Below are 21,991 nucleotides of genomic sequence, written 5' to 3'. Positions count from 1 at the left end.
ATCCGAATTTGCGAGCGATAATCTAAATTTACGAGCGCTAATTTGAATTTGCGAGCGATGATTCGAATTAACGAGCGATGATCCGAATTAACGAGCGGTGATCCGAATTTACGAGCGATAATCTGCATTTGCGAGCGATGATCCGAATTAACGAGCGATGGATCCGAATTTGCGAGCGATAATCTGCATTTGCGAGCGATGATTCGAATTAACGAGCGATGATCCGAATTAACGAGCGATGGATCCGAATTAACGAGCGATGATTCGAATTAACGAGCGATGATCCGAATTTGCGGGCGATGATCTGAATTTACGAGCGCTAATCCGAATTTACGAGCGATGATTCGAATTAACGAGCGATGATCCGAATTAACGAGCGGTGATCTGAATTTACGAGCGGCGATTCGAATTTACGAGCGCTAATCCGATGTGAAAGATTCTTAAAAAAATTTCACTCTCTCATGACGCTTGCCTATGCATCATCTACCTATTGAACATATCAGTATAGGGAAGCATAATATAGGCAACTTGAGGAGGAATACTGTGAATAACGAATTTCAAGGTTATCCTGTTAACCCGAATGATATGATGACCCGTCAATATGGTTATGGATTTGGGCGCAGGCCTTATGGTTATGGGCGTAGACCATTCGGACGTAGACCTTATGGTTTTGGGGCACCATTAATAGGCGGTTTCTTGGGAGGACTTGCAGCCGGGGTTCTGATAGGAGGACCTGGCGGCTACGGGTATGGTGGTTATCCTTATGGAGGTTATCCTTATTATGGCGGCTATCCATATTACTGGTAAATAAGTTACTTCAGTCCGGGCAGTGTTCCTGCCCGGTTCAATATTTCAATTACTAACAGAAGTTAATGATAGATATCTTTTCTTACTAGAGAATTTTTAACATGAAGATTATGAAAGATTCTAAAATGGAAAACAAAATCATCAAAAAGGGTATGATCGTTTTCTTCAAAGTGATAGTTTTCTAAAAAACAATCGATGATCCTGCTATCCTCGATTTGATCGAATAAACCTGATACATAAAATTGGTATGTGAATTTTTTATAAAGAAAATCATATCCGTTCGCCTCAAAGACATTTTCAACAGCTTTAGAATCCAAACATATTCTCCTTTCAAAAGGTCTATTTATTATTATTTCAGTGAGCGGGTTTTCTAAACAACTAGATTAAGAATCTAATGCACGTTTTTTTATAAAAATAGATGAAAACCCCGCCAAGGAAAGCCTTGGCGGGGTTTGGTCATGCGGAAAAGGTGTCATCATATTTTCTTAGCTTGATAAACCGATACGTGTTAAGGACGATTGCCTTGGACACTGCGTAGGTCGGTACGGCGAGTAACAGGCCGACAACTCCTGCAAGGCTTCCAGCCACCATCAAGAGCAGGATGATGGTTAATGGATGCACGTCCAATTTCCGTCCCATTACCTGAGGCGAAATCAGATTGCTTTCAATCTGCTGCACGATCAAAACGACTAAAACTACCCAAAGCGCCATCAAAGGTGAGTGGATAAAGCCAACAATCACTGCCGGCACCAGGCCGATAAACGGTCCTACAAAAGGAATGACATTGGTCAGCATCGAAACAAGCGCAAGAATGAGAGGGTAATCCAGATCGATGATTAAATATCCAATATAAATGAAGATCCCGACAAAGACGCTGACGAGTATTTGCCCCTGAATATAAGAACTAAGCGCTTCATCCATATCCTTCAGAACTTTCCTGCCTTCATCTTTATGCTGCTCCGGCACAAGCTTAAGGATTTGATCAGGCAGCTTGTCACCATCCTTAAGCATATAAAATAGGACGAAGGGGATTAGGACGATAAGAACGAGTATACCTGTAATCGCGGAAATAAAGCTGACTACATTGGTACCAATAGTTGAAACAACTTCGTTAATATATTCAGTCACTTTTCCTGTCAGTTCTTCGATGGAAAAATTATCGCTTTCCTGAAATCGGTTAACATATTCATTGTCGTTCAGTTCCATGACAGTGTCCCTAACTTCAACAGCATATTCCGGTGTATTTGCAATCAAGCTGCTGAACTGTTTCTGAAGGGGAGGTCCGATTACAAATACTAGTGAAACGATCAATCCGATCCCGATTAAATAAATAATCAGAATGGAAAGCGCTCGCGGGATATATCTTGCTGAAAAGTTCACGAGCGGCCGAAGTAGATAATATAGTACACCTGAGAGGACGATTGGTGTAAATAAGGTAGTCACCATAACGGCTATCGGTGTGAAAATAAAATTAACCTTCGATGCCAATAATACGATTAGCAATATTAATACAATTCCATAACCAATCCGAAACAATTTAGATTGCGGCATTTCATCAACTCCAATACGAATTAACAAGTTACAAAGCTGTTTTCATCATACAACATTGAAGATAAAAAGCAATGGTATGAGTGAGGGCGAGCTAATAAAAAAACAGGTGATAATCGTATGATTACACCTGTTTTAAGAGAAGCGATTTAATTGTACATAGCTGCCACTTGCTTTTGCAGCTCGGCGTTTTCCAGATATTCATCATAATTCACTTGCTTATCAACCAGGCCGTTCGGTGTAATTTCAATGATGCGGTTGGCGATTGTCTCGATGAATTGATGGTCATGAGTTGTGAAAATCATTGCACCTTTAAAGCTTACCAGGCCATCATTCAATGCCGTAATGGATTCCAGGTCAAGGTGGTTCGTAGGCTCATCAAGCATCAATACGTTAGAACCACTAAGCATCATCTTGGATAGCATGCAGCGGACCTTTTCGCCTCCGGATAAAACACCGGCTTTCTTTAGCACTTCTTCACCCGAGAAAAGCATTCTTCCCAGGAACCCACGAAGGAAGCTTTCACTTTGGTCATTGGGAGAAAATTGGCGCAGCCAGTCAACCAACGTTAAATCCTGGCCTTCAAAAAATTCGGCGTTATCTTTTGGAAAATAGGCTTGTGAGGTTGTAACTCCCCATTTAAAAGAACCCTCGTCAGGCTCCATTTCTCCGGCCAATATTTTAAATAATGTGGTCTTCGCGATTTCATCCCGTCCAACCAATGCGATTTTGTCGCCTTTATTCATGATAAAGCTGACGTTATCAAGCACTTTTACACCGTCGATCGTTTTCGATATACCCTCGACGCGCAGCAAATCATTGCCGATTTCACGCTCCGGTGTAAAAGATACGAAAGGGTAACGTCGGGAAGAAGGCTGGATATCATCCAGTGTAATTTTATCAAGCAGCTTCTTACGGGAAGTGGCCTGCTTCGATTTCGACGCATTCGCACTGAAGCGGGCGATGAAATTTTGCAGGTCCTTGATTTTTTCTTCCTTCTTTTTGTTGACATCCTGAGCTAATCGAGCGGCCAATTGACTGGATTCATACCAGAAGTCATAATTGCCCACATAAACTTTGATCTTGCCAAAATCAAGGTCGGCAATATGCGTACAGACCTTATTCAAAAAGTGACGGTCATGGGATACGACAATAACCGTATTTTCAAAGTTGATTAAAAATTCCTCAAGCCACTGGATCGCTTTAATGTCAAGATGGTTCGTAGGTTCGTCCAGAAGCAGGACGTCCGGCTTGCCGAATAGTGCTTGTGCAAGCAAGACCTTTACCTTGTCGCCGCCTGTCAGTTCAGACATTTTCTTATTATGAAGGTCCTCTTGTATACCGAGTCCTTTTAAAAGAATCGCGGCTTCCGATTCAGCTTCCCATCCGTTCAGTTCGGCAAATTCGCCTTCAAGCTCGGCAGCTTTCATTCCGTCTTCATCGGTAAAATCGGCTTTCATATAGATAGCGTCTTTTTCTTCCATAACCTTATACAATCTTTCATGGCCCATAATAACAACGGTCATGACTTCAAGTTCTTCATATTCGAAGTGGTTTTGTTTCAAGATTGCAAGACGCTCTCCCGGCCCCATATGCACGTCGCCAGTCTGAGCTTCGATTTCACCAGAAAGGATTTTCAGAAACGTAGATTTTCCGGCTCCGTTTGCGCCAATCAATCCGTAGCAGTTACCGGGGGTGAATTTTATATTTACATCTTCAAACAGCTTGCGGTCTCCATAGCGCAAGCCGACATTAGTAACAGTAATCATTTACGAGCATTCCTCCTAGACAATATCTTTAAATTATAACACGGAAAAGGGGAGACTGGAAACTGAAAACAAGTGTTAGAGACAATCAAATCTAAAAAATTGAAACTTTTCCCAATGTCCATTCGTTATATACATAAAGATAAAATCGCGGGGAGGGCATATTTTGGGAATGAAATGCAAAACGCTGTTTTTGGTGCTACTTGTTGTATTTCTTCTGGCTTCCTGTGATTTGATACATACTGAAGGATATCTGGAAAAGGAACAAGAGGTTGCGCTCATGGATGAGAACCTGGAACTTGAAGACAGAATCTTGGAGCTAGAGAATCGAATAGAAGGATTGAAAAAAACGCAGGCGACCGTTTCTTTGATCGATGAAGATGTTACGCGCTTTTTCCTGGCCCTGAAAAGTGGAAATGTCGATGAATTAAAACGGCGTGTAACAAAAGAGGTCGAAATCGAAGACAGCGGGATCCAATTTATGAATGGATCAGCGATTGATTACGGAAATAGGATTGGCAATATCGATATAAGTTACATACGATTGATTGATTATGAACTTAATAAGGAAAAAGGCAAGCTTGTTTACGAGTTTTTTTCTTCGGAGGACGATACAAAAACGGCAACAGTGGCCGTCGAGGTGGTACATAATCCTGAAGGCTGGAAAATAAACCACTGTAACATTCAATCTTAAATATTTTCCGGGAGCGCTGATGTAATTTCAGCGCTCTTTTATTTAGATAATAAGTATTTCAGTAAAAACCTCGTTAGAATATATCGGGAATTTTTCAGTTTTGTAGCGAAGAGCGTGGTTTTAGTCGCAGCTTTTTTCGATTTTGTGGCAAGGATCACTGTTTTTGTATCGGGTTTTTCAGTTTTTATAGCCAGTTCGAAATCTTTTGAAGCAAATTTTCCGATTTTGTAGCCGGATTCACTATTTCTGCATGTCAACAAATATTTCAATGAAAAACTCGCCAGAATATATTTAGCAACTCGGCAATTTTTGTCTTGATGGTGAATGGAAATAGAACAATAAGGATTTAAATAAAAGTACAAGGTTCTGACAGTGACCCTGCCAGAACCTCTGTAAAATCCCTTGCACCGTCAGCGAAATTTATAAATATAAAAGCGCATCATGGATATCACCCCAACCATAGGCTACCTCAGTTAAAGCAGAGCCAGAAATCAAAATTGATTTCTTATCGACAATTTTGCCTCCCAGGGATTCATAAAATTTGCGGCCCGTATTTTCTTCCAACGCCCATATGACCAGGTTTGGAAACCTGCTGTTGATTAACTCTTCGATAACAGGCTTTATTAGTTTTTTTCCAAGCCCCTTTTTTTGATACCCTTCCAGAATATAGATCGCATACACTTCAGCCATGTATTTGGGATCATTGGTTTGTTCCTCGCCGCCGCTTGAGAATCCGACAATTTCACCTTTATCATTTTCTGCAACAAAAACGATGCTTTTACCTTCCTCGATGATTTTTTTCCAGAAAACGAGTCTTTTATCGATTTCTAAGCTATTTAAATAGTCATCAGAGATGATGTTCTTATATGTAGTTTTCCAGCTGTTTACATGGACGTTAGCAATACCTTCTGCATCACTTACTGATGCTTTTCGAATGTTCACGATCTTTGCCTCCTTTACTTTTGACTATATCTTACCTTATTTAAACGGTTTTGTACTTTTACCAATTATTTAGGGTGCCAAGTAACAATTACCAGCACTTAATTTCGTATTCGATGTTTACGCTTGCTTGGTAAAGGTTAAAAAAATAGAGAAGCCGTTAGTTAAATAATTGGTGAAGACGAAAGGATGTAGACAGTAGATGAAATTAAAGGTAGCATTTTATTTTCCCGGGGGAGTAGAAATTTCACATGAAGTGGAAGGAGATGAAGATACGACCCAAATGATTAGCAATATCCAAAAGCACCGCTTTTATAATTTGTTTAAGGAAAACTCTCATTATGTCGTGGATACAGAGAAGGCAGTATTTTTTTCCGTAACGGATTTGGATGAATAGTGACTGGGGGGCGGCTAGTATAGCCGTTTTTCTTTAAGCTATACTTTCTGGATTACGATTTCTCCATCATCTTTGAAAGCAAGCAATACAGAAAGATAGCTAAACAGCATATAAATGGATTAAGTTTCAAGCGCGATGAGTGAAATCCTGCCCGAATTATTTTGCCAGCTCTTAGGAAAATGAGGTAATGTAAATAGGAAGAATACTTTGTGTACAAAAAGGAGATTCCTATGAAAATTGACATTTCAAAACAGCAATATGAACTTTTGGTCAAGCTCATTGAATATGGCATGTGGGTCGTGGATTCCGAAAATCCAGATTCTCCTAATGAAGATTATCGGGAAGTGGAGCAAACGATATTGGCAGGTGCTGAAGAGTTTGCGTTTAGCGACATTTTTCATAATGAAGAGCAAAATTTGTTAGAACCGTCACCAGTGCTGCAAAATGATATTTTTCAAATTCTCGATTCGTACGAGGACATGGTGTTTTTGGATAAATTCGTCTATTATATGGCCAGAAAAGACATTGAAACGGAGAATTTAACTCAAAATTATAATGAAGAGCAATATATGGAACGGTTAATGGAACTGGAAGACTACTATCATGAGCAGTTTGAACGCTTTGGTGTCTCGAAAGTGACAATTGGAGAATAATTTAAAAAACCAGCCCTTTATTAATGTAAGGGGCTGGTTTTTTGTTCATTAATCAGTTTTCCTTTAAGAATTGTTGCTTCGTAAACGCTAAAAAGTCAACTAAATCTTCACTGCTGGAAAATCCGGCCTGGGCACTTTTATCATTTCCCCCGCCCTTGCCGTTAAAAGAAGCTAAATGTTCTTTCAGGAACTGTCCACAATGAATAGGCAGACTGCCATTATGTGAAAGAATCAGCTTGTTATCCTTCCTCGTACCAAATAAAGCCAGAAGGTCGTGTTCTTTTGTTAGGAGTGCTGCAAGATACTGCAGTTCCTTTAGCGATTTATCTTCGAACAAGCGGGCAACGAGGCCACCACTGTTTTCCTGCAATAGATCACGGATCAAGTAAGAAGCATTTTCTTCAAAAAGCCTTTCGCGTTCTCCTTCTGCTTGCCTGTAATCCTGCTCTAATTTGTCGATGCGGCTGATAACGTCCTTGTGTCCAGTATTAAAACGGGAGGAAAGGGAGTTAAGAATTTCGAGCGATTCATTATAATGGGCAAGAGCCCTAATGCCACATTTAAAATAAATTCTGGTGAATCCCTTTTGTTTTTCAAGTTTTAAAATTTTAATCGTTCCAATGGATCCAGTGCCTTTGACATGGGTTCCGCCGCAGGGGTTATATTCAATACCTTCCATTTCGACAATCCGGATATTCTCTGTCACCTTGGGCGGCTTTACAACCGGCAGTTCATTTAGCTCTTCTTTTGTCACAAAATAGCTATCAATGCTTCGGTTTTCAAAAATCAGCTGGTTCGCTCGGGCTTCAATATCATTAGATTGTTGTTGTGTTAAGTCTGTCGTGTCAATATCTATTGAGACGACATCACTTCCAAGGTGAAAACTCATCGTTTCTGCACCAGCAAGTTCACGGCAAACAGCAGACAATAAATGCTGGCCGCTATGCTGCTGCATATGATCGAATCGGTGGTGCCAATCTATTTCGCATGTCATCTCACCTGTGCCTGGAAGCTTTAAGAGTTTATGAAAGATCGTATCGTCCTCTAACAAAACATCCAAAACCTTGATACCATCAATGGTTCCTGAATCTGATGGCTGACCGCCTCCTTCAGGATAAAACGCTGTTTCCGCAAGAGCGATTAGAAAGAAATCATCTTTTTCGATTACCTGATTAACAGATGTTACCCATTTCTGGAGGTAAGCATCCTCGTAAAATAACTTTTTCCCCATGGTCCGGTCCTCTTTCATTCATTTTATCGATAGTATAACACGACAAAGGGGTTCCCAATAGAAACAAAGAAATTAGTTAAAAAGGAATTTTAATTTTTTTGTAGAATGCCTAAGTTATCATGTTTTACATACTGGAGGATATTATGAAATTAAAAACGAAGCTCTGCGACATACTAGAAATCGAGTACCCGATCATCCAGGCTGGAATGGCAGGGGGACCGACGACAGCGGACCTGGTTGTAAATGTTTCTGAAGTAGGGGGATTAGGATCCCTAGGGGCCGCTTATATGTTACCAGATGAAATCAGGCAGGAAATAAGGGAGATAAAGGAGAGGACAGACAAACCTTTTGCGGTCAATTTGTTTTGCACAGATATGAAAGGTTCAATGGAAGGAGTTCGTGAATCTCAGCAGGTTCTTGATGGATTGCGAAAAGAATTAGGGTTTGCAAGAAGTAACCAAGATCTGAAAACGAATGATCTCTTTGAACAGCAGTTTCAAGTCTTGATAGAAGAAAGGGTCCCGGTAATCAGCACAGCATTCGGGGTTTTATCTCCTGAGAAAGTGGCTGTCGCCAAACGTCACAAAATCAAAATAACGACGATGGTAACGACAGTAAATGAAGCGAAGCTTGCTGAAAAAAGCGGTGCTGATATCATTATCGCACAAGGGAGTGATGCAGGCGGTCACCGGAGTACATTCGACATTGACGCTTATCCCAATGGAGCAAACATTGGCACCTTTTCTCTTGTGCCGCAGGTAGTTGATACGGTTACTGTTCCGGTTGTCGCGGCAGGCGGGATCATGGACGGACGCGGCCTTGTAGCAGCCCTTGCTCTCGGTGCAGAAGGTGTTCAAATGGGGACGGCGTTTCTAACGGCACTCGAATCGGGAGCGCATCCAGTTTATAAGGAGGCTCTTTTATCGAGTACTGAAGAAAGCACGATGATTACGAAAGCATTCTCAGGTCGGCCGGCTAGAGGAATCAAGAACAAATTTGTCGAATATTTTGAGGGAAGCGGCGTTTTGCCGGCAGTCTTCCCGACACAAAATTCATTAACGAATGATATACGGAAAGAAGCCGCTAGACGGAATAATCCAGAATTCATGTCACTTTGGGCTGGCCAGGCGACAAGACTGCTAAGATCTGATTCAGGTGCCGACCGATTGATCCGTTCCATAGTCATGGAAGCGGAAAGATTGCTTGGTTCGAATTAACGACTTGCATTCCGTTTTTGCGCTATCCGGCAAAAAATGATAGATTCTTATGTGTTGGAAATATTTATTGGTGGGTAAACTACATACAGACAGTTTTGCATCAGGCGGGAGGATACATGTATTTATGGCAAAAATAGAACCTGGTACCGTAGTTGAATTAGAAGTCGAAAGACAGTCTGATTTTGGTTATTTTCTGACTGACGGTAGTGAAGATGTTTTGCTTCACAATAATGAAATAGAAGAAGAAATAGAAATAGGCGACCTCGTTCATGTTTTCTTATATCACGATAAACAGGGAAGGATCACGGCGACAACTAAAATCCCTGAAATTCATGTGGGATCTTATGGATGGGCTGAAGTGGTCAACGTGAAAAGAGATCTGGGCGTTTTTGTGAATATCGGCGTTTCTAAGGATATTCTTGTTTCTGTTGATGACCTGCCAGCCTTAGGACATCTTTGGCCCGCAGTCGGTGACAAATTGTATGTTTCATTGAAAACAGACAAGTATGACCGTCTGTTCGGGAGGCTTGCCACCGAAGATATTATACAGGATATCGCTGTAGAGGCACCGGAAAAAGGAATGAGAAATAGTGCTGTTCAAGGGCATGTATATCGTCTGTTAAAAATTGGCTCATTTATGATTACATCAGAAGGATATCGCTGTTTTATCCATGAAAGTGAGCGTAAAAAGGAACCGAGGCTTGGAGAATTCGTTGAAGGAAGGGTAATCGATATCAAGGAGGATGGAAGCCTGAACATCTCCTTGATGCCGTTTAGACAGGAGAGAATGGCGGACGATTCTCAAGTCATCTATAACTATTTATTAAATAGGGGCGGTGCGATGCCTTATAGTGATAAAACAGCGCCGGATGATATCCAATTCCATTTTGGATTAAGTAAAGGCGCGTTCAAGAGAGCACTTGGTAAACTCATGAAGGAAGGGAAAGTGTATCAGGAAGAAGGCTGGACATATTCTTCAGACCGAAAATGATTTGAATATCAAAAAGCAGCGGGAGGAGAGTCCGATCCCGCTGTTTTTAATTTTTAAAATTAGGAGCGATTACTGAGATTTACGAGCGGTCCTCTGAAAATACGAGCGATAATTGAGATTTACGAGCGGCTCTCTGAAAATACGAGCGATAATTGAGATTTACGAGCGGTTCTCTGAAAATACGAGCGATGACCCAAATTTTAAAGCAAGTTTTCTTTATTAAAAGATTAAAAGTATTTTTTCTTTCCTTGGTCTTCTTTTAAAATTTCTACCGCTTCACGGAATCTCAAGGAGTGGACAATTTCACGCTCCCTTAAAAATCGCAGGGAATCGTTGATATCCGGATCATCGGAAATATCAATCAGCCATTGATATGTGGCACGCGCTTTCTCTTCTGCAGCGATATCTTCGTATAAATCAGCGATTGGATCTCCCTTTGCCTGAATGTATGAAGCCGTCCATGGTACACCGGACGCATTATGGTAGTACACTGCACTATCGTGATTTACATAATGGTCAGCAATGCCGGCATCCCGAAGCTGTTGAGGTGTCGCGTCTTTCGTTAGCTTCACTACCATCGTCGCAATCATTTCGAGATGAGCAAATTCCTCGGTTCCAATATCATTTAACAAACCAACCACTTTATCAGGAATGGAATACCGTTGATTTAAGTATCGGAGTGCAGCAGATAGTTCCCCATCCGCCCCACCGTATTGTTCAAGCAAAAACTTCGCCAGGGTAGGATTGCACTGGCTCACCTTCACCGGATATTGTAATTTCTTCTCGTAAACCCACATCTGCTATCCCCTCCTTAAACCTGCCATGGCCATGGGCCGCGGCCCCAATCCCAGCGGGGGCCTGGATCATTGCTTACTCCAAATTGCATCAAAGGACCGTATTTTGCTTCAAACACTTGTTTTAATTGTTTTGAGTAATCGGAATATTGATTGAATTGCTGCAGGGCGTTCTGATCATCGGGATGCGTGTCTAGGTAAAGTGTCAATTCGACTAGAACGAAATCGGCGGCCTGAATCTGTCTTAAGCTTTGATAATATTCATCATCAATATGTTTAGCCAAATTAAGTCTTCCTTTCTCTATATGGATTATCGTAATAGTCGTATAACGCTTTCCATAGCGTTCCTTTCATTAATGCTTCGTGAGGAGGGAATTGTTCCATATTAGGCGGTTGAAACTCCATATAAATGTTGATGGGTGTTCGATAATACTTTTTCCCGATCGGCGGACAGGGATCGAATGGACTACGAAAAGGCTTATATGCTTTAATGGGTGTAAAATCATCGGGGTGCTTGCTGTTCAAGGTGGTTTCCTCCTTTTTTAGAAAAATCAATACCACTTAATAGGTATGCAATAAATTGTAATATATGACGATATGGTCGTTTAGCCCATATATTAAAATCTAAATCTTCTATTTCATCTACTTCGAATATTACAAAACTGTTATATTCTAACCTTTCGTAATATAACGTTATCCTCCTGTTATCTTTGTCATCAGACTTTCACCTCCTTGTCCTTTGTTTGAAAAATAACTATGCTATGATAATTCTCGTTAGCTTTTAAAAAAAGCAACAAGGAGGTAACGACTATGAAGAAATCAATCTTGGCTTTCGCAGCAGTGGCTGTAATTTCAGGAAGTCTTGGAGCAAATGCATCCGCTCAGGATGTGAAAGTAAAAGATGGAGACACATTGTGGGGACTATCTCAAAAATATGAAACTTCAGTTGAAGAACTGAAGTCCTTGAATAACCTAACTACAGATACGATTCATTCAGGTGCTGTACTTAAGGTTTCCCAACAAAAATATCATACTGTAAAATCGGGCGATACCCTATGGAAAATCGCACAACAATACGGTGTGACAGTAGAAGACATTAAAGAAGTGAATAAATTAAATTCAGACCTCATTCATGCGGGCAAACAGCTTGCCATAGCAGAAGGTAATGGGGAAGCTGCAGCAACTCAGGCGGTCCCAACCGCGACTAAGGCTGTTAAAAAAGCATCTGAGCCTAAACCGGCTGCTAGCAGCAATGAATCCGCGCCTGAAGGGGCTAGGGAAATATCAGTGAGGGCAACCGCTTATACGGCGAGTTGTGAAGGCTGTAGCGGTGTAACCGCAACCGGAGTTGACTTGAAAGCTAATCCGAATGCGAAAGTCATTTCTGTTGATCCAAATGTAATCCCGTTAGGCTCCAAAGTATATGTAGAGGGTTATGGCTATGCCACTGCCGCAGATACAGGCGGAGCGATTAAAGGAAACAAAATCGATGTCTTCGTTCCAAATCAAAGCGATGCTATCAATTGGGGCGTAAAACAAGTAACAGTGAAAATTCTAAAATAAGTAAATGAAGGGACTGACACTGCTTTGGTGTCAGTCCCTGTTTATTATCCACTCTTAAATAATTCTTTTGTTCCCGATTTTCTTCTTATATAATAATGATGTTAGACTCCTAACTCAGGTACCCTCGTTTATAGCTTGCCTTCTTTTTTGTCTTCAACGTTTAATTTTCCGTATGAGCGAATTGCAGCACCATTTAAAAGAAAAATTAGGGGATGTTTTTGTTGAAAGAAGCTTATCAGTATTTAAAACAGTATTTTGGCTATGATTCTTTCAGGCGCGGCCAGGAAGAAATTATTAACCACGTGTTGAACGGCACGAATACAGCCGGCATCATGCCTACAGGCGGCGGAAAATCAATTTGCTATCAAATTCCTGCGCTTATTTTCCCGGGGATTACTCTCGTTGTTTCACCGCTGATTTCGTTAATGAAAGATCAGGTGGACACCCTTTTGCAAAATGGAATCTCTGCAGCATTTTTGAATAGCACTTTATCGCCGACAGAGGCGGATCAAAGAATGGCGGATGCAGCGAACGGTGTCTATAAACTGATCTATGTAGCTCCCGAACGGCTGGAGAACAGCTATTTTCTCGAAAAACTGAAGCGGCTTGACATTTCACTGGTCGCTGTTGATGAAGCCCATTGTATATCTCAATGGGGACATGATTTCCGCCCCAGTTACCTGAGGATCCAAACCCTTATTGAACAGCTCCCATCCAAGCCGGTTATCTTGGCTCTCACCGCAACGGCGACTTCAGCTGTCCAGAAAGATATTTGCAAAACGCTAGGCATCGTAGAAAATAATGTCGTCAAAACCGGATTTGCCAGAGACAACTTATATTTCTCAGTAGTAAAAGGCGAAAATAAATCCGCCTTTTTAAAAAAATATCTAGAGCAGAATAAAACGGAATCAGGAATTATTTATACGGCCACAAGGAAAGTGGCAGACTCGTTATATCAGACATTACATAAAGCGGGGATAAAAGTTGGCAAATATCATGCCGGCATGAATGAGAAGGAACGAAGCGCTCAGCAGGATGGTTTCCTTCAGGACGACGTTACTGTCATGGTCGCAACAAATGCATTTGGGATGGGGATAGACAAATCGAACGTCCGCTTTGTTATCCACTATCAAACACCAAAAAACATGGAAGGCTATTATCAGGAAGCGGGGCGCGCGGGCAGAGATGGTTTGCAAAGTGAGTGCATCCTTTTATATTCCCCGCAAGATACTAGGATCCAAAGATTTTTAATTGACCAGTCAAATCCTTCTAATGCTATGAAGGAGCAGGAGTTAAAGAAGCTGAACCTAATGAAGGATTATTGCCATACGGAAGGCTGCTTGCAGGCGTTTATTTTAAAATATTTCGGACAAACGGGTGTTGCTGATTGCGGACATTGTGAAAATTGCCTCGATCAAAGGGAATACAATGATGTGACGGTTGAAGCACAGATGGTTTTTTCCTGTATGATGAGGATGGGTGAACGATTCGGTAAAATTATGATCAGTCAGGTGCTTGCCGGTTCAAGGAATAAAAAAGTAACTGATTTTCGTTTTGATAAGCTTTCGACCTATGGACTCATGCGGAACCAATCCGCAAAATCAATCGCCGATTTTATCGATTTTCTGACGGCAAGAGAGTATATCGAGATGGGAAGCGGCCAATTTCCAGTACTTAAGCTGACGAACGAGGGGAAAAATGTCCTGCTTGGCAAGGAAAAAGTAATGCGCAGGGAAAGTATTCAACCGCAAGCACATGCTGCCGCTGATGATATCCTGTTCGAGAAGCTTCGGCTTGTCAGAAAAGAAATTGCTCAAGCTGAAAAGATCCCGCCGTTCATCGTATTTTCAGATGCCGCTCTAAAGGACATGTCAGCAAGGCTTCCGCGGACAGTGGACGAGTTTCTCGAAGTTAAAGGAGTAGGGAGCCAAAAACAAGAAAGATACGGAAAACCATTTCTGGAAGCTATTGCCGCCCATCTTCACGATAGACCTGAAGAAGCGAAGGCCCAGAAATGACCTCATAAATGAGACTGTGTTTATCATAAATATTTTACTGCCTACATGCGTATACTATATAGGTAAAGCGGCAGCGCGCCTCGCGTTCGCCTGAAAATGTTTATACTTTCTTGCTATACCTAAAATGAGGAGGTTACTCATGTACTTTGGCAAAAAGAATTCAGAGGAACCAGTAGTAATCATGGAGGACACAGTCGTATACGCCTGCGCATCGGAAGAGTGTAATGGTTGGATGAGAAAAGAATTTGCGGCTGATAATGAAACGTGCCCAATGTGCGGCGACAATTTAACAGAGGAAATTCGCGAGCTGCCGAAAATCCAAAATGAATACAATGCATTTCGCTAATACAACCTTTCATGTGCCACTTTTATAGTGGCTTTTCATTTTTCAAAAATAAACTTGACTTATCATAAAAAAGTTGATATAATTAAATTTCTGTTATCTGAAATATTTTCGGATGGACAGTGAGGGTAATTTAATAGGTGCGTTTTTATTAAAGTAAGCGGTACAGATTTTTTATAAAAAGAAATGAATGTCATCATGCAATTTAGAATAAGGTTAGTGACAAAGTTAGACATGTAACTGTTTTTCACCTCATGATTTGTTCTTCTACTTTAACTTACTTCTACTATTTGGACAGACTTGCTCCAAATCAGCTTTGACTTACAGTCCCCTTTTAATAAACATGTGCTTTAAAGCCGGAAAATCTGATTCTCACTGGCGCGGTCTAGGAACCGTATGGATGGGAGAGAGGTAGGGCTTTCATTGTTTTGGGTTAGGCGCGGAAATTACTCTCTTATCTTGAACAGCAGAAATTGTCGCTGTAAAAAGATTAATATGCATGCAAGTCATGCGGTGAGGGCTATCTTCGTAAAATGGAGATAGCCTTTTTCAATATACCTGAGTGTTTTATGCTATAATGAAAATGCATTTCTTTTTTCTCGTGAGCAATTTTTTATCTTGCTTCATCAAAGGTAAGGATTTTCTGGAGTATCCGATTCAAACAAACCAAAGGAGTGAGATGCATTGTATAGACGTAATAATGAAGAAGAAATCCCCCCGGAGGAAACCAAAGTATGGGAATGTACTTCCGAAACATGCAACGGATGGATTCGCGATAATTTCACTTTTAGTGACGAGCCCAGTTGTCCGCTGTGTAAAAGTGAAATGAAGGAAGCGACGAAAATGCTTCAGGCGATTAATAATCCGAGAATGAAATAAATATGGCAGGGCTGACTTAGAATTTTGGGTCAGTCCTTTTTATATGTAATCAATAAACTTTTTTCTTAAAACGACCGCCGCGGACCTCGTCAATATTCGCTACGGCAAAGAATGCGGAAGGATCATTTTTTGTCACGATCTCCTTTAATTTAGCTTCCTCCAGCCGGTTAATCACACAGAAAATGACTTTCTTATCATCACCTGAGAACCCCCCAACACCTGTCAAGTAGGTAACTCCCCGTCCTAACCGTTTAATGATCGTCGCACCGATTTGCTGGTATTCATCGCTGATAATCCAAACCGATTTGGATTCGTCCAGCCCCGAAATCGTCAAATCCATCGTCTTGAAGGCGACAAAGTATGCCAACAATGAATACATAGCCCGGTCCCATGAAAAGACAAAACCAGAAGTGCCCAGAATAAATAGGTTGAAAAACATAATGATTTCGCCGACCGAAAACGGCAGTTTCTTATTGACGAGAATCGCTAAGATTTCCGTACCGTCGAGTGAACCGCCATATCGGATTACGACTCCGCACCCTGCCCCTAGAATTATTCCGCCGAAAATGCTGGCTAGCAGAATATCGTGGGTAAGCGCAGACGTGTGATGCAGTAAAGTCGTTGTTAACGATAAAATGAACACACCGTATAAAGTAGAAAAGGCGAACGTTTTTCCAATCTGTTTGTACCCAATAAAGAAGAAGGGAAGATTCAGCAGAAAAATAAATGTCCCGAGTCTCAAGCCTGTCAAATAAGAGAGCATGATTGATACCCCTGTGATGCCGCCGTCAATGACCCGATTCGGGACAAGGAACATTTCTAGCCCGACGCCCATTAGGATTGCTCCAATTGTAATCATGAAGCCGCACTGCAAAGTCCTGCCCGCAGTAAGTTTGTTTTGCTGAGCCTGTTTATCGATGATTTCTGAAAGGTTCGTTGATGGTATGATTTCTGGCATGTTCATAGATCCCTCCAGGATTATTACTGTTTTAAAACTCATGCCATATATTGTTTCCAATTTATATGTTTTAATAGGAAATATATTTAAAAGTTGGGTGATGTCATGATTCATGAATATCGGATCTCAGTCAGGGCTTTAGTTGAATATGTCCACAGGAGCGGCAGCATTGATTTACGTTTCAGGACGAACACCTCCATGGCGGAGGGAACAAAAGTCCATCAAAAAATTCAAAGACAGTATGCGAAGACGGACCAAAAAGAACTCTTCCTGCAGACGATTTTCCCATACCGGGATATTCAGTTTCATATCGAAGGAAGGTGTGACGGTCTTTTATTTCATGACGGGATCGTTACGATCGATGAAATAAAATCAACCTCAGGTGAATTGGAACTCATAACTGAAGACAGCTATCCCGTACATTGGGCCCAGGCAAAATGCTATGCGTATATGTATGCGATTGATCACGGAATCCAAGAAATAAATGTGCAGCTGACATATGTGCAGGTTGATACAGAACAAATCATACGATTCAAGCAAACATATACAATGGAAGAACTGCGTCTGTTTATTCGGCTTATGGCGGAAGGTTACTACGAGTTTGCCCACTGGCAGGTCGTGCATATAGCGGAGAGAAATGCCAGTTTTCAGAGTGCGGAGTTTCCATTTGAAGGCTATCGCAAGGGGCAAAGGAAGCTTGCTGGCGCCGTATATAAAACCATTGCCGAAGGAAAGAGCTTATTTGCAAATGCGCCAACCGGTATAGGAAAGACGGTATCCACGATTTTCCCGTCATTAAAAGCGGTAGGAGAAGGGGTACTTGAAAAATTATTATACGTAACGGCCCGAACAACCACGAGACAGGCCGCCGAAGATGCTTTCTCGTTACTTGTCGAAAACGGTCTGTCCATAAAGACGGTCACGATTACCGCTAAAGAAAAGATCTGCTTTCAAGAAACTACTGTTTGCGGCAAAGCGCAATGCGAATTTGCGGACGGTTATTATGACCGGGTGAATCCGGCTCTTCTCGATATTTTGAAAAATGAGAATGTTATCTCCAGGGAAACAATCGAGAGTTACGCCCGGAAGCAAAAACTCTGTCCGTTTGAGTTTTCATTGGATCTTGCATATGTCAGCGATGCGATTATTTGTGATTATAATTATGTTTTCGACCCGAGAGTTTCGCTGCAGCGCCTTATGGAGGAACAAAAGAAAAAGACGATCTTGCTAGTGGACGAAGCCCACAATCTGGTAGACCGGGCAAGAAGCATGTTTTCAGCAGAGTTATTAAAGTCCGTTTTTCTACAGCTAAAAAGACAATATAAAGATAAACATGCAGAAATATTTACGACATCCAACAAGATTAATCAATTTTTTATTGATCTAAAAAAACGAAGTGAATCCGAAAAAGTGATCGAATTGACCGGCATTCCGGAAGATCTTTTCGAACTTTTGGAGCAATTTACTGACGCGGCGGAACAATATCTGTTGTTGAACCCACAGAATGACGCAGATAATCAGGAATTGCTGGAAGCCTATTTCAGCGCCCAGAATTTCATCCGGATTTCCGGGTTATATGATGAACGCTTCACTGTCTATACAGAAATCAGCCGTAAAGAGATGATGTTAAAAATCTTCTGTCTGGATCCATCAGAATTACTAAAGAAAACTTCAAAAAGGTATCGAACGGCCATCCATTTTTCGGCTACGCTCAGCCCGCTTTCGTTTTTTATTGACATGCTCGGCGGGGAAGAGAGCGACTATTCTATTTCGATCTCATCGCCATTCTCGCCTGAACAAAATGAAGTATATATTAAAAAGGTTTCCACCCGATACCGTAACCGGGAGTCATCGAAAAAAGATCTTGTAGCGATGCTTCAGTCCCTTTTGACCGGGCGAACCGGGAACTATCTTGTCTTTTTTCCTTCTTACCGCTACATGAACCAGGTATTTGAAGATTTTAACCAGGATGGCAGGTTCCAAACAATCATCCAAAACCCGGCTATGGATGACGCAGCAAGAACTGCTTTTCTAGCGGCATTTGAGCCAGGGAACGAATCGATCCTCATCGGGTTCGCGGTGATGGGAGGCATTTTTTCAGAAGGGATTGATTTAAAAGGCGATCGATTGAGCGGAGTAGTTATAGTCGGAGTCGGGATGCCGCAGATTGGACTGGAACGGGATATTATCAAGAACTATTTCGAATCGAAAGGAAAAAACGGCTTTGATTATGCCTATGTCTATCCCGGGATGAACAAAGTGCTCCAAGCAGGTGGCAGGCTTATTCGTTCGGAAGACGACCACGGACTTATCGTTTTAGCGGATGATCGGTTCTTGACGAACAAATATAAAAAAATGCTTCCCGAGAATTGGAGCAGCTTCACGATTATATAAATAGAAAATTATACCAGAAGTTATATAGAAAAGTACTCAAAAGTGTGGCCGACGTGTGAACAATTATTCTCACATGTATTGTTGTCTTTCTTTAAATAGGCTAAGATTATTTTAGTATGATTGAAGTCTTGCTAGAGAAAGGTGTTGTTAATGGACGCTAGTATTGTATCCTCCAATCCGATTTTATTATTGGTGGCAATCATCTTAACTTTTATCGCTACCTATACTGCGCTTGATTTGTTAACAATGCTGCAAACTGCAGAGCGAAATAAGAGATTCCTCTTTCTTGGAGCAAGTTTTTCTATGGAAATCGGAATTTGGACTTTGAACTTTTTGGGAGTTCTGGCCTTCGACATGAGTGGCGCGGCTACCTATAATTTGCCGGTTGCCATTTTATCGATCGTTCTGGGAATTGCGTTGACTGCGATGGGCTTTTTCACGGTTACTGCAGAAAAGCTCCGTTTGTCTAATGTAGTCATTTGCAGTCTGTTGCTTACCTTTGCACTGCTTTCCAATTATGTGATTGGAATGTATTCATTAAACTACAGCCTCGAGCTTCAAATAATGATGCTAATCGTGACTTTTGCCATCATTTTTACATTATTTTTATTTGCGCTTATGATTTTGTTTTATGGGAACCGAATGGGAACAGCCAATCGTCTCTGGTTTAAGCCGGTTTCCACCTTTATCATGACAGGTGCAATTGCACAAGGACATCTGTTATTGCAAAGGGCCCTTCCCGCTAATACACCGGTTAGAACGGTTAATCAGCTGGTCAATGACACACCCTTTATCGTATATTTAGTTCTATTTATGTCTATCGTCATATTGGCAGGGCTGCTGGGCTCAAGCGCGATTATAAGCAGGCGTCTTGCAAGAAGTGATCAGCATGTCAGAGATATCCGTTCTGCTCTCGACCAGTCGGCCATTGTGGCCATCACGGACTCAAAAGGGATTATTACGTTTGTGAACGATAAATTCCAGGAAATATCCCAATATAGCGAGGATGAGCTGCTTGGCCAGAATCATTCCATTATCAACTCTGGTTATCACCCAAAGAATTTTTTTACGGAGCTTTGGCAAACCATCACCAAGGGGCATACCTGGAAAGGGGAAATTTGCAATCGGGCCAAGGATGGTTCCTTGTATTGGGTTGATACGACGATTGTTCCATTTATGTCAGATGGCAAACCGTATCAGTATATTGCGATCCGGACGGATATTACCGCCAGGAAAAAAGTCGAAGAGGACTTAAAGGAATCATTGAAAGAAGTTAGCGATATCCATTATGCGCTTGATCAATCTTCCATTGTGGCCTTTACGGATGCAAAGGGGACCATCACCCGGGTTAATAAAAAGTTTTGTGATATCTCCGGGTACAATCGCGAAGAGTTAATTGGCCGTAATCACAACATATTGAATTCCGGGTACCATCCAAAAGCCTTCTTTGCAGACCTTTGGAAAACGATTGCCAGCGGCAGGGTCTGGAAAGGGGAGGTCCGCAATCGGGCTAAGGACGGTTCCTATTACTGGGTCGATACGACAATCGTTCCTTTCTTGGGGAATGAGGGAAAGCCTTATCAATACCTTGCAATCAGAAATGATATTACCGAACGGAAGAAGACTGAGGAAGCTCTTCGCCGCCAGGATAAGTTGGCAGCAGTTGGACAGCTTGCGGCAGGAGTCGCCCATGAGATCAGGAACCCATTAACATCGATGAAAGGATATGCTGAATTCCTTCAGTTGGATGAGAACGATCCGCAGCGGCAAGAGTTTCTCGACATTATCCTCGACGAAATCGAGCGCGTGAATGATATTGTAGAGGATTTTATGGTGCTTGCAAAGCCGCAGACTGTGAATCTCGAGACGAAGAATATCGTCCCGGTCGTTCGAAATGTGCTTTCATTGCTAGAATTCGAAGCAAGGAAAAGAAATGTCTATTTACATTTCGATTGCAAGGAAGAGGAGATTCTTGTTTCGTGTGATGAAAATCGCTTAAAGCAAGTATTCCTGAATTTCTTGAAAAATGGCATGGATGCTATGCCGAATGGCGGCAACCTTCAGGTGAGCATAGAGCTAAAAGAGGGAGAAGTTCAAATATCAATCGTTGACACAGGGGTAGGCATACCAGCGGATAAAATAAAAAGGCTTGGCGAACCGTTTTATACAACGAAGAAAACCGGTAACGGCCTGGGATTGATGGTAAGCTTTAAAATAATCGAGAGCCATAACGGCCGGGTCTTTGTCGAAAGCGAACTTAATAAAGGCACGAGTTTTAGCATTTTGCTTCCTGCTAAGAGTGCATAGTTTTGATTGTAAACAGGGATGGTGACGTCCCTGTTTTTTGGGCAGTTGGGACCTGCTTTCAGAAAAAGAATCGCACAATAGTACCGAGTTTTTTTAATGTTATATAAAAAAATCAAGCTCATTTAAAGAAATGGTAAACAATAGTTAAGAATGGGTGATTCATCTTCTTTTTTGCCCAAAAACTTGTATGATAGTTTTGTAATCCAAAATGGAACTATCGAGGAGGCAAAGGAAAAAATGAAAAATCTGAAACATTGGCTATTAGCTTTAATGTCTGCTTTCATGTTAGTAGGTGTTGCCACTGGTTGCAGCGAGGATTCCGAGACAGAAGATTCAAATACAGAGGAAACGGAAACAGAAGAGGGTACTGAGGAAGGCACTGAAGAAGGTACAGAAGAGGAAACCGAAGAAGAAGGCCAATAAATATAGCAGAAAGAAGCTGGACCAACAATGGTTCAGCTTCTTTCTTTATTTGCTCCGCTGCGTGGACAA

The 21,991-nt window shown here is 41.5% G+C and carries 21 protein-coding genes and 1 pseudogene; 13 read left to right on the top strand and 9 right to left on the bottom strand.

Annotated elements, in window-relative coordinates; all coding sequences use genetic code 11:
• Positions 1–585: 585 nt before the first annotated feature.
• Positions 586–807 (top strand): spore coat protein, encoded by a 222-nt coding sequence (locus LQ216_RS17070; RefSeq protein WP_117306174.1) that lies wholly within the window; start codon positions 586–588, stop codon positions 805–807.
• Positions 808–869: 62 nt separating this feature from the next.
• On the opposite strand, the gene LQ216_RS17065 is transcribed toward LQ216_RS17070, so the two are convergent.
• The 3 genes from LQ216_RS17065 to LQ216_RS17055 form a co-directional block, all read right to left on the bottom strand.
• Positions 870–1,124 (bottom strand): hypothetical protein, encoded by a 255-nt coding sequence (locus LQ216_RS17065; protein ID WP_230130651.1) that lies wholly within the window; start codon positions 1,122–1,124, stop codon positions 870–872.
• 139 nt (positions 1,125–1,263) lie between these two features.
• The gene (locus LQ216_RS17060) at positions 1,264–2,358 is read right to left on the bottom strand and encodes an AI-2E family transporter (RefSeq protein WP_230130650.1); all 1,095 of its coding nucleotides are present in this window, start codon (positions 2,356–2,358) and stop codon (positions 1,264–1,266) included.
• Positions 2,359–2,504: 146 nt separating this feature from the next.
• Positions 2,505–4,124: an ATP-binding cassette domain-containing protein gene (locus LQ216_RS17055; protein ID WP_230130649.1), complete on the bottom strand. Its 1,620-nt coding sequence runs from the start codon at positions 4,122–4,124 to the stop codon at positions 2,505–2,507.
• Positions 4,125–4,287: 163 nt separating this feature from the next.
• Here LQ216_RS17055 and LQ216_RS17050 point away from each other — a divergent pair, with 163 nt between their 5' ends.
• A complete protein-coding gene (locus LQ216_RS17050; RefSeq protein WP_230130648.1) occupies positions 4,288–4,815 on the top strand; it encodes a hypothetical protein in 528 nt (175 codons plus the stop codon).
• Between the two features lie 420 nt (positions 4,816–5,235).
• Here the strand turns inward: LQ216_RS17050 and LQ216_RS17045 are convergent, their stop codons facing one another.
• Positions 5,236–5,757 (bottom strand): GNAT family N-acetyltransferase, encoded by a 522-nt coding sequence (locus LQ216_RS17045; RefSeq protein WP_230130647.1) that lies wholly within the window; start codon positions 5,755–5,757, stop codon positions 5,236–5,238.
• Positions 5,758–5,956: 199 nt separating this feature from the next.
• Here LQ216_RS17045 and LQ216_RS17040 point away from each other — a divergent pair, with 199 nt between their 5' ends.
• Positions 5,957–6,151, top strand: a complete 195-nt coding sequence (locus LQ216_RS17040; RefSeq protein WP_230130646.1) for a hypothetical protein — start codon at positions 5,957–5,959, stop codon at positions 6,149–6,151.
• A gap of 230 nt (positions 6,152–6,381) precedes the next feature.
• Positions 6,382–6,804 (top strand): hypothetical protein, encoded by a 423-nt coding sequence (locus LQ216_RS17035; RefSeq protein ID WP_230130645.1) that lies wholly within the window; start codon positions 6,382–6,384, stop codon positions 6,802–6,804.
• A 52-nt stretch (positions 6,805–6,856) separates the two neighbouring features.
• Here the strand turns inward: LQ216_RS17035 and LQ216_RS17030 are convergent, their stop codons facing one another.
• Positions 6,857–8,035 (bottom strand): DHHA1 domain-containing protein, encoded by a 1,179-nt coding sequence (locus tag LQ216_RS17030; RefSeq protein WP_230130644.1) that lies wholly within the window; start codon positions 8,033–8,035, stop codon positions 6,857–6,859.
• Positions 8,036–8,178: 143 nt separating this feature from the next.
• Between LQ216_RS17030 and LQ216_RS17025 the strand changes: the two genes are divergently transcribed.
• The gene (locus tag LQ216_RS17025) at positions 8,179–9,252 is read left to right on the top strand and encodes a nitronate monooxygenase (protein ID WP_230130643.1); all 1,074 of its coding nucleotides are present in this window, start codon (positions 8,179–8,181) and stop codon (positions 9,250–9,252) included.
• A gap of 124 nt (positions 9,253–9,376) precedes the next feature.
• Positions 9,377–10,243 (top strand): S1-like domain-containing RNA-binding protein, encoded by an 867-nt coding sequence (locus tag LQ216_RS17020; protein ID WP_230130642.1) that lies wholly within the window; start codon positions 9,377–9,379, stop codon positions 10,241–10,243.
• Positions 10,244–10,470: 227 nt separating this feature from the next.
• Here LQ216_RS17020 and LQ216_RS17015 read toward each other — a convergent pair whose 3' ends face one another.
• From LQ216_RS17015 to LQ216_RS17005, 3 genes are read right to left on the bottom strand one after another with little or no spacing between them, the layout of a single operon-like run.
• Entirely contained in the window at positions 10,471–11,040 is a 570-nt protein-coding gene (locus LQ216_RS17015; RefSeq protein ID WP_117306075.1) for a manganese catalase family protein, read from the bottom strand.
• Positions 11,041–11,054: 14 nt separating this feature from the next.
• A complete protein-coding gene (locus LQ216_RS17010) occupies positions 11,055–11,321 on the bottom strand; it encodes a spore coat protein CotJB (protein WP_230130641.1) in 267 nt (88 codons plus the stop codon).
• A gap of 1 nt (position 11,322) precedes the next feature.
• The gene (locus tag LQ216_RS17005; RefSeq protein WP_230130640.1) at positions 11,323–11,562 is read right to left on the bottom strand and encodes a spore coat associated protein CotJA; all 240 of its coding nucleotides are present in this window, start codon (positions 11,560–11,562) and stop codon (positions 11,323–11,325) included.
• 285 nt (positions 11,563–11,847) lie between these two features.
• Here LQ216_RS17005 and LQ216_RS17000 point away from each other — a divergent pair, with 285 nt between their 5' ends.
• From LQ216_RS17000 to LQ216_RS16985, 4 genes and pseudogenes are all read left to right on the top strand, one after another.
• Positions 11,848–12,600 (top strand): 3D domain-containing protein, encoded by a 753-nt coding sequence (locus LQ216_RS17000; RefSeq protein ID WP_230130639.1) that lies wholly within the window; start codon positions 11,848–11,850, stop codon positions 12,598–12,600.
• A gap of 218 nt (positions 12,601–12,818) precedes the next feature.
• Positions 12,819–14,570 (top strand): annotated as a pseudogene (recQ, locus tag LQ216_RS16995) (DNA helicase RecQ); the annotation flags it as partial.
• Between the two features lie 187 nt (positions 14,571–14,757).
• A complete protein-coding gene (locus LQ216_RS16990; RefSeq protein WP_230130638.1) occupies positions 14,758–14,964 on the top strand; it encodes a cold-inducible protein YdjO-related protein in 207 nt (68 codons plus the stop codon).
• A 681-nt stretch (positions 14,965–15,645) separates the two neighbouring features.
• On the top strand, positions 15,646–15,840 hold the full coding sequence (locus LQ216_RS16985; protein WP_117306062.1) for a cold-inducible protein YdjO-related protein: 195 nt from the start codon (positions 15,646–15,648) through the stop codon (positions 15,838–15,840).
• A 49-nt stretch (positions 15,841–15,889) separates the two neighbouring features.
• On the opposite strand, the gene LQ216_RS16980 is transcribed toward LQ216_RS16985, so the two are convergent.
• On the bottom strand, positions 15,890–16,798 hold the full coding sequence (locus LQ216_RS16980) for a YitT family protein (protein ID WP_230130660.1): 909 nt from the start codon (positions 16,796–16,798) through the stop codon (positions 15,890–15,892).
• 105 nt (positions 16,799–16,903) lie between these two features.
• Here LQ216_RS16980 and LQ216_RS16975 point away from each other — a divergent pair, with 105 nt between their 5' ends.
• The 3 genes from LQ216_RS16975 to LQ216_RS16965 all read left to right on the top strand — a co-directional run bounded on the left by LQ216_RS16975 (position 16,904) and on the right by LQ216_RS16965 (position 21,922).
• On the top strand, positions 16,904–19,192 hold the full coding sequence (locus LQ216_RS16975; RefSeq protein ID WP_230130637.1) for an ATP-dependent DNA helicase: 2,289 nt from the start codon (positions 16,904–16,906) through the stop codon (positions 19,190–19,192).
• Between the two features lie 150 nt (positions 19,193–19,342).
• Positions 19,343–21,499 carry a PAS domain S-box protein gene (locus tag LQ216_RS16970; protein ID WP_230130636.1) on the top strand — a complete coding sequence of 719 codons (2,157 nt, stop codon included), beginning with the start codon at positions 19,343–19,345 and terminating at the stop codon, positions 21,497–21,499.
• Between the two features lie 237 nt (positions 21,500–21,736).
• Positions 21,737–21,922: a hypothetical protein gene (locus LQ216_RS16965; RefSeq protein WP_117306058.1), complete on the top strand. Its 186-nt coding sequence runs from the start codon at positions 21,737–21,739 to the stop codon at positions 21,920–21,922.
• Positions 21,923–21,991: the final 69 nt, after the last annotated feature.

The sequence above is a fragment of the Bacillus sp. CECT 9360 genome, assembly GCF_918741275.1.
Classification (GTDB): domain Bacteria; phylum Bacillota; class Bacilli; order Bacillales; family DSM-1321; genus Peribacillus.
The sequence above is the reverse complement of the archived record's forward strand: the minus strand, read 5'-3'. Positions and strand labels throughout refer to the sequence as shown.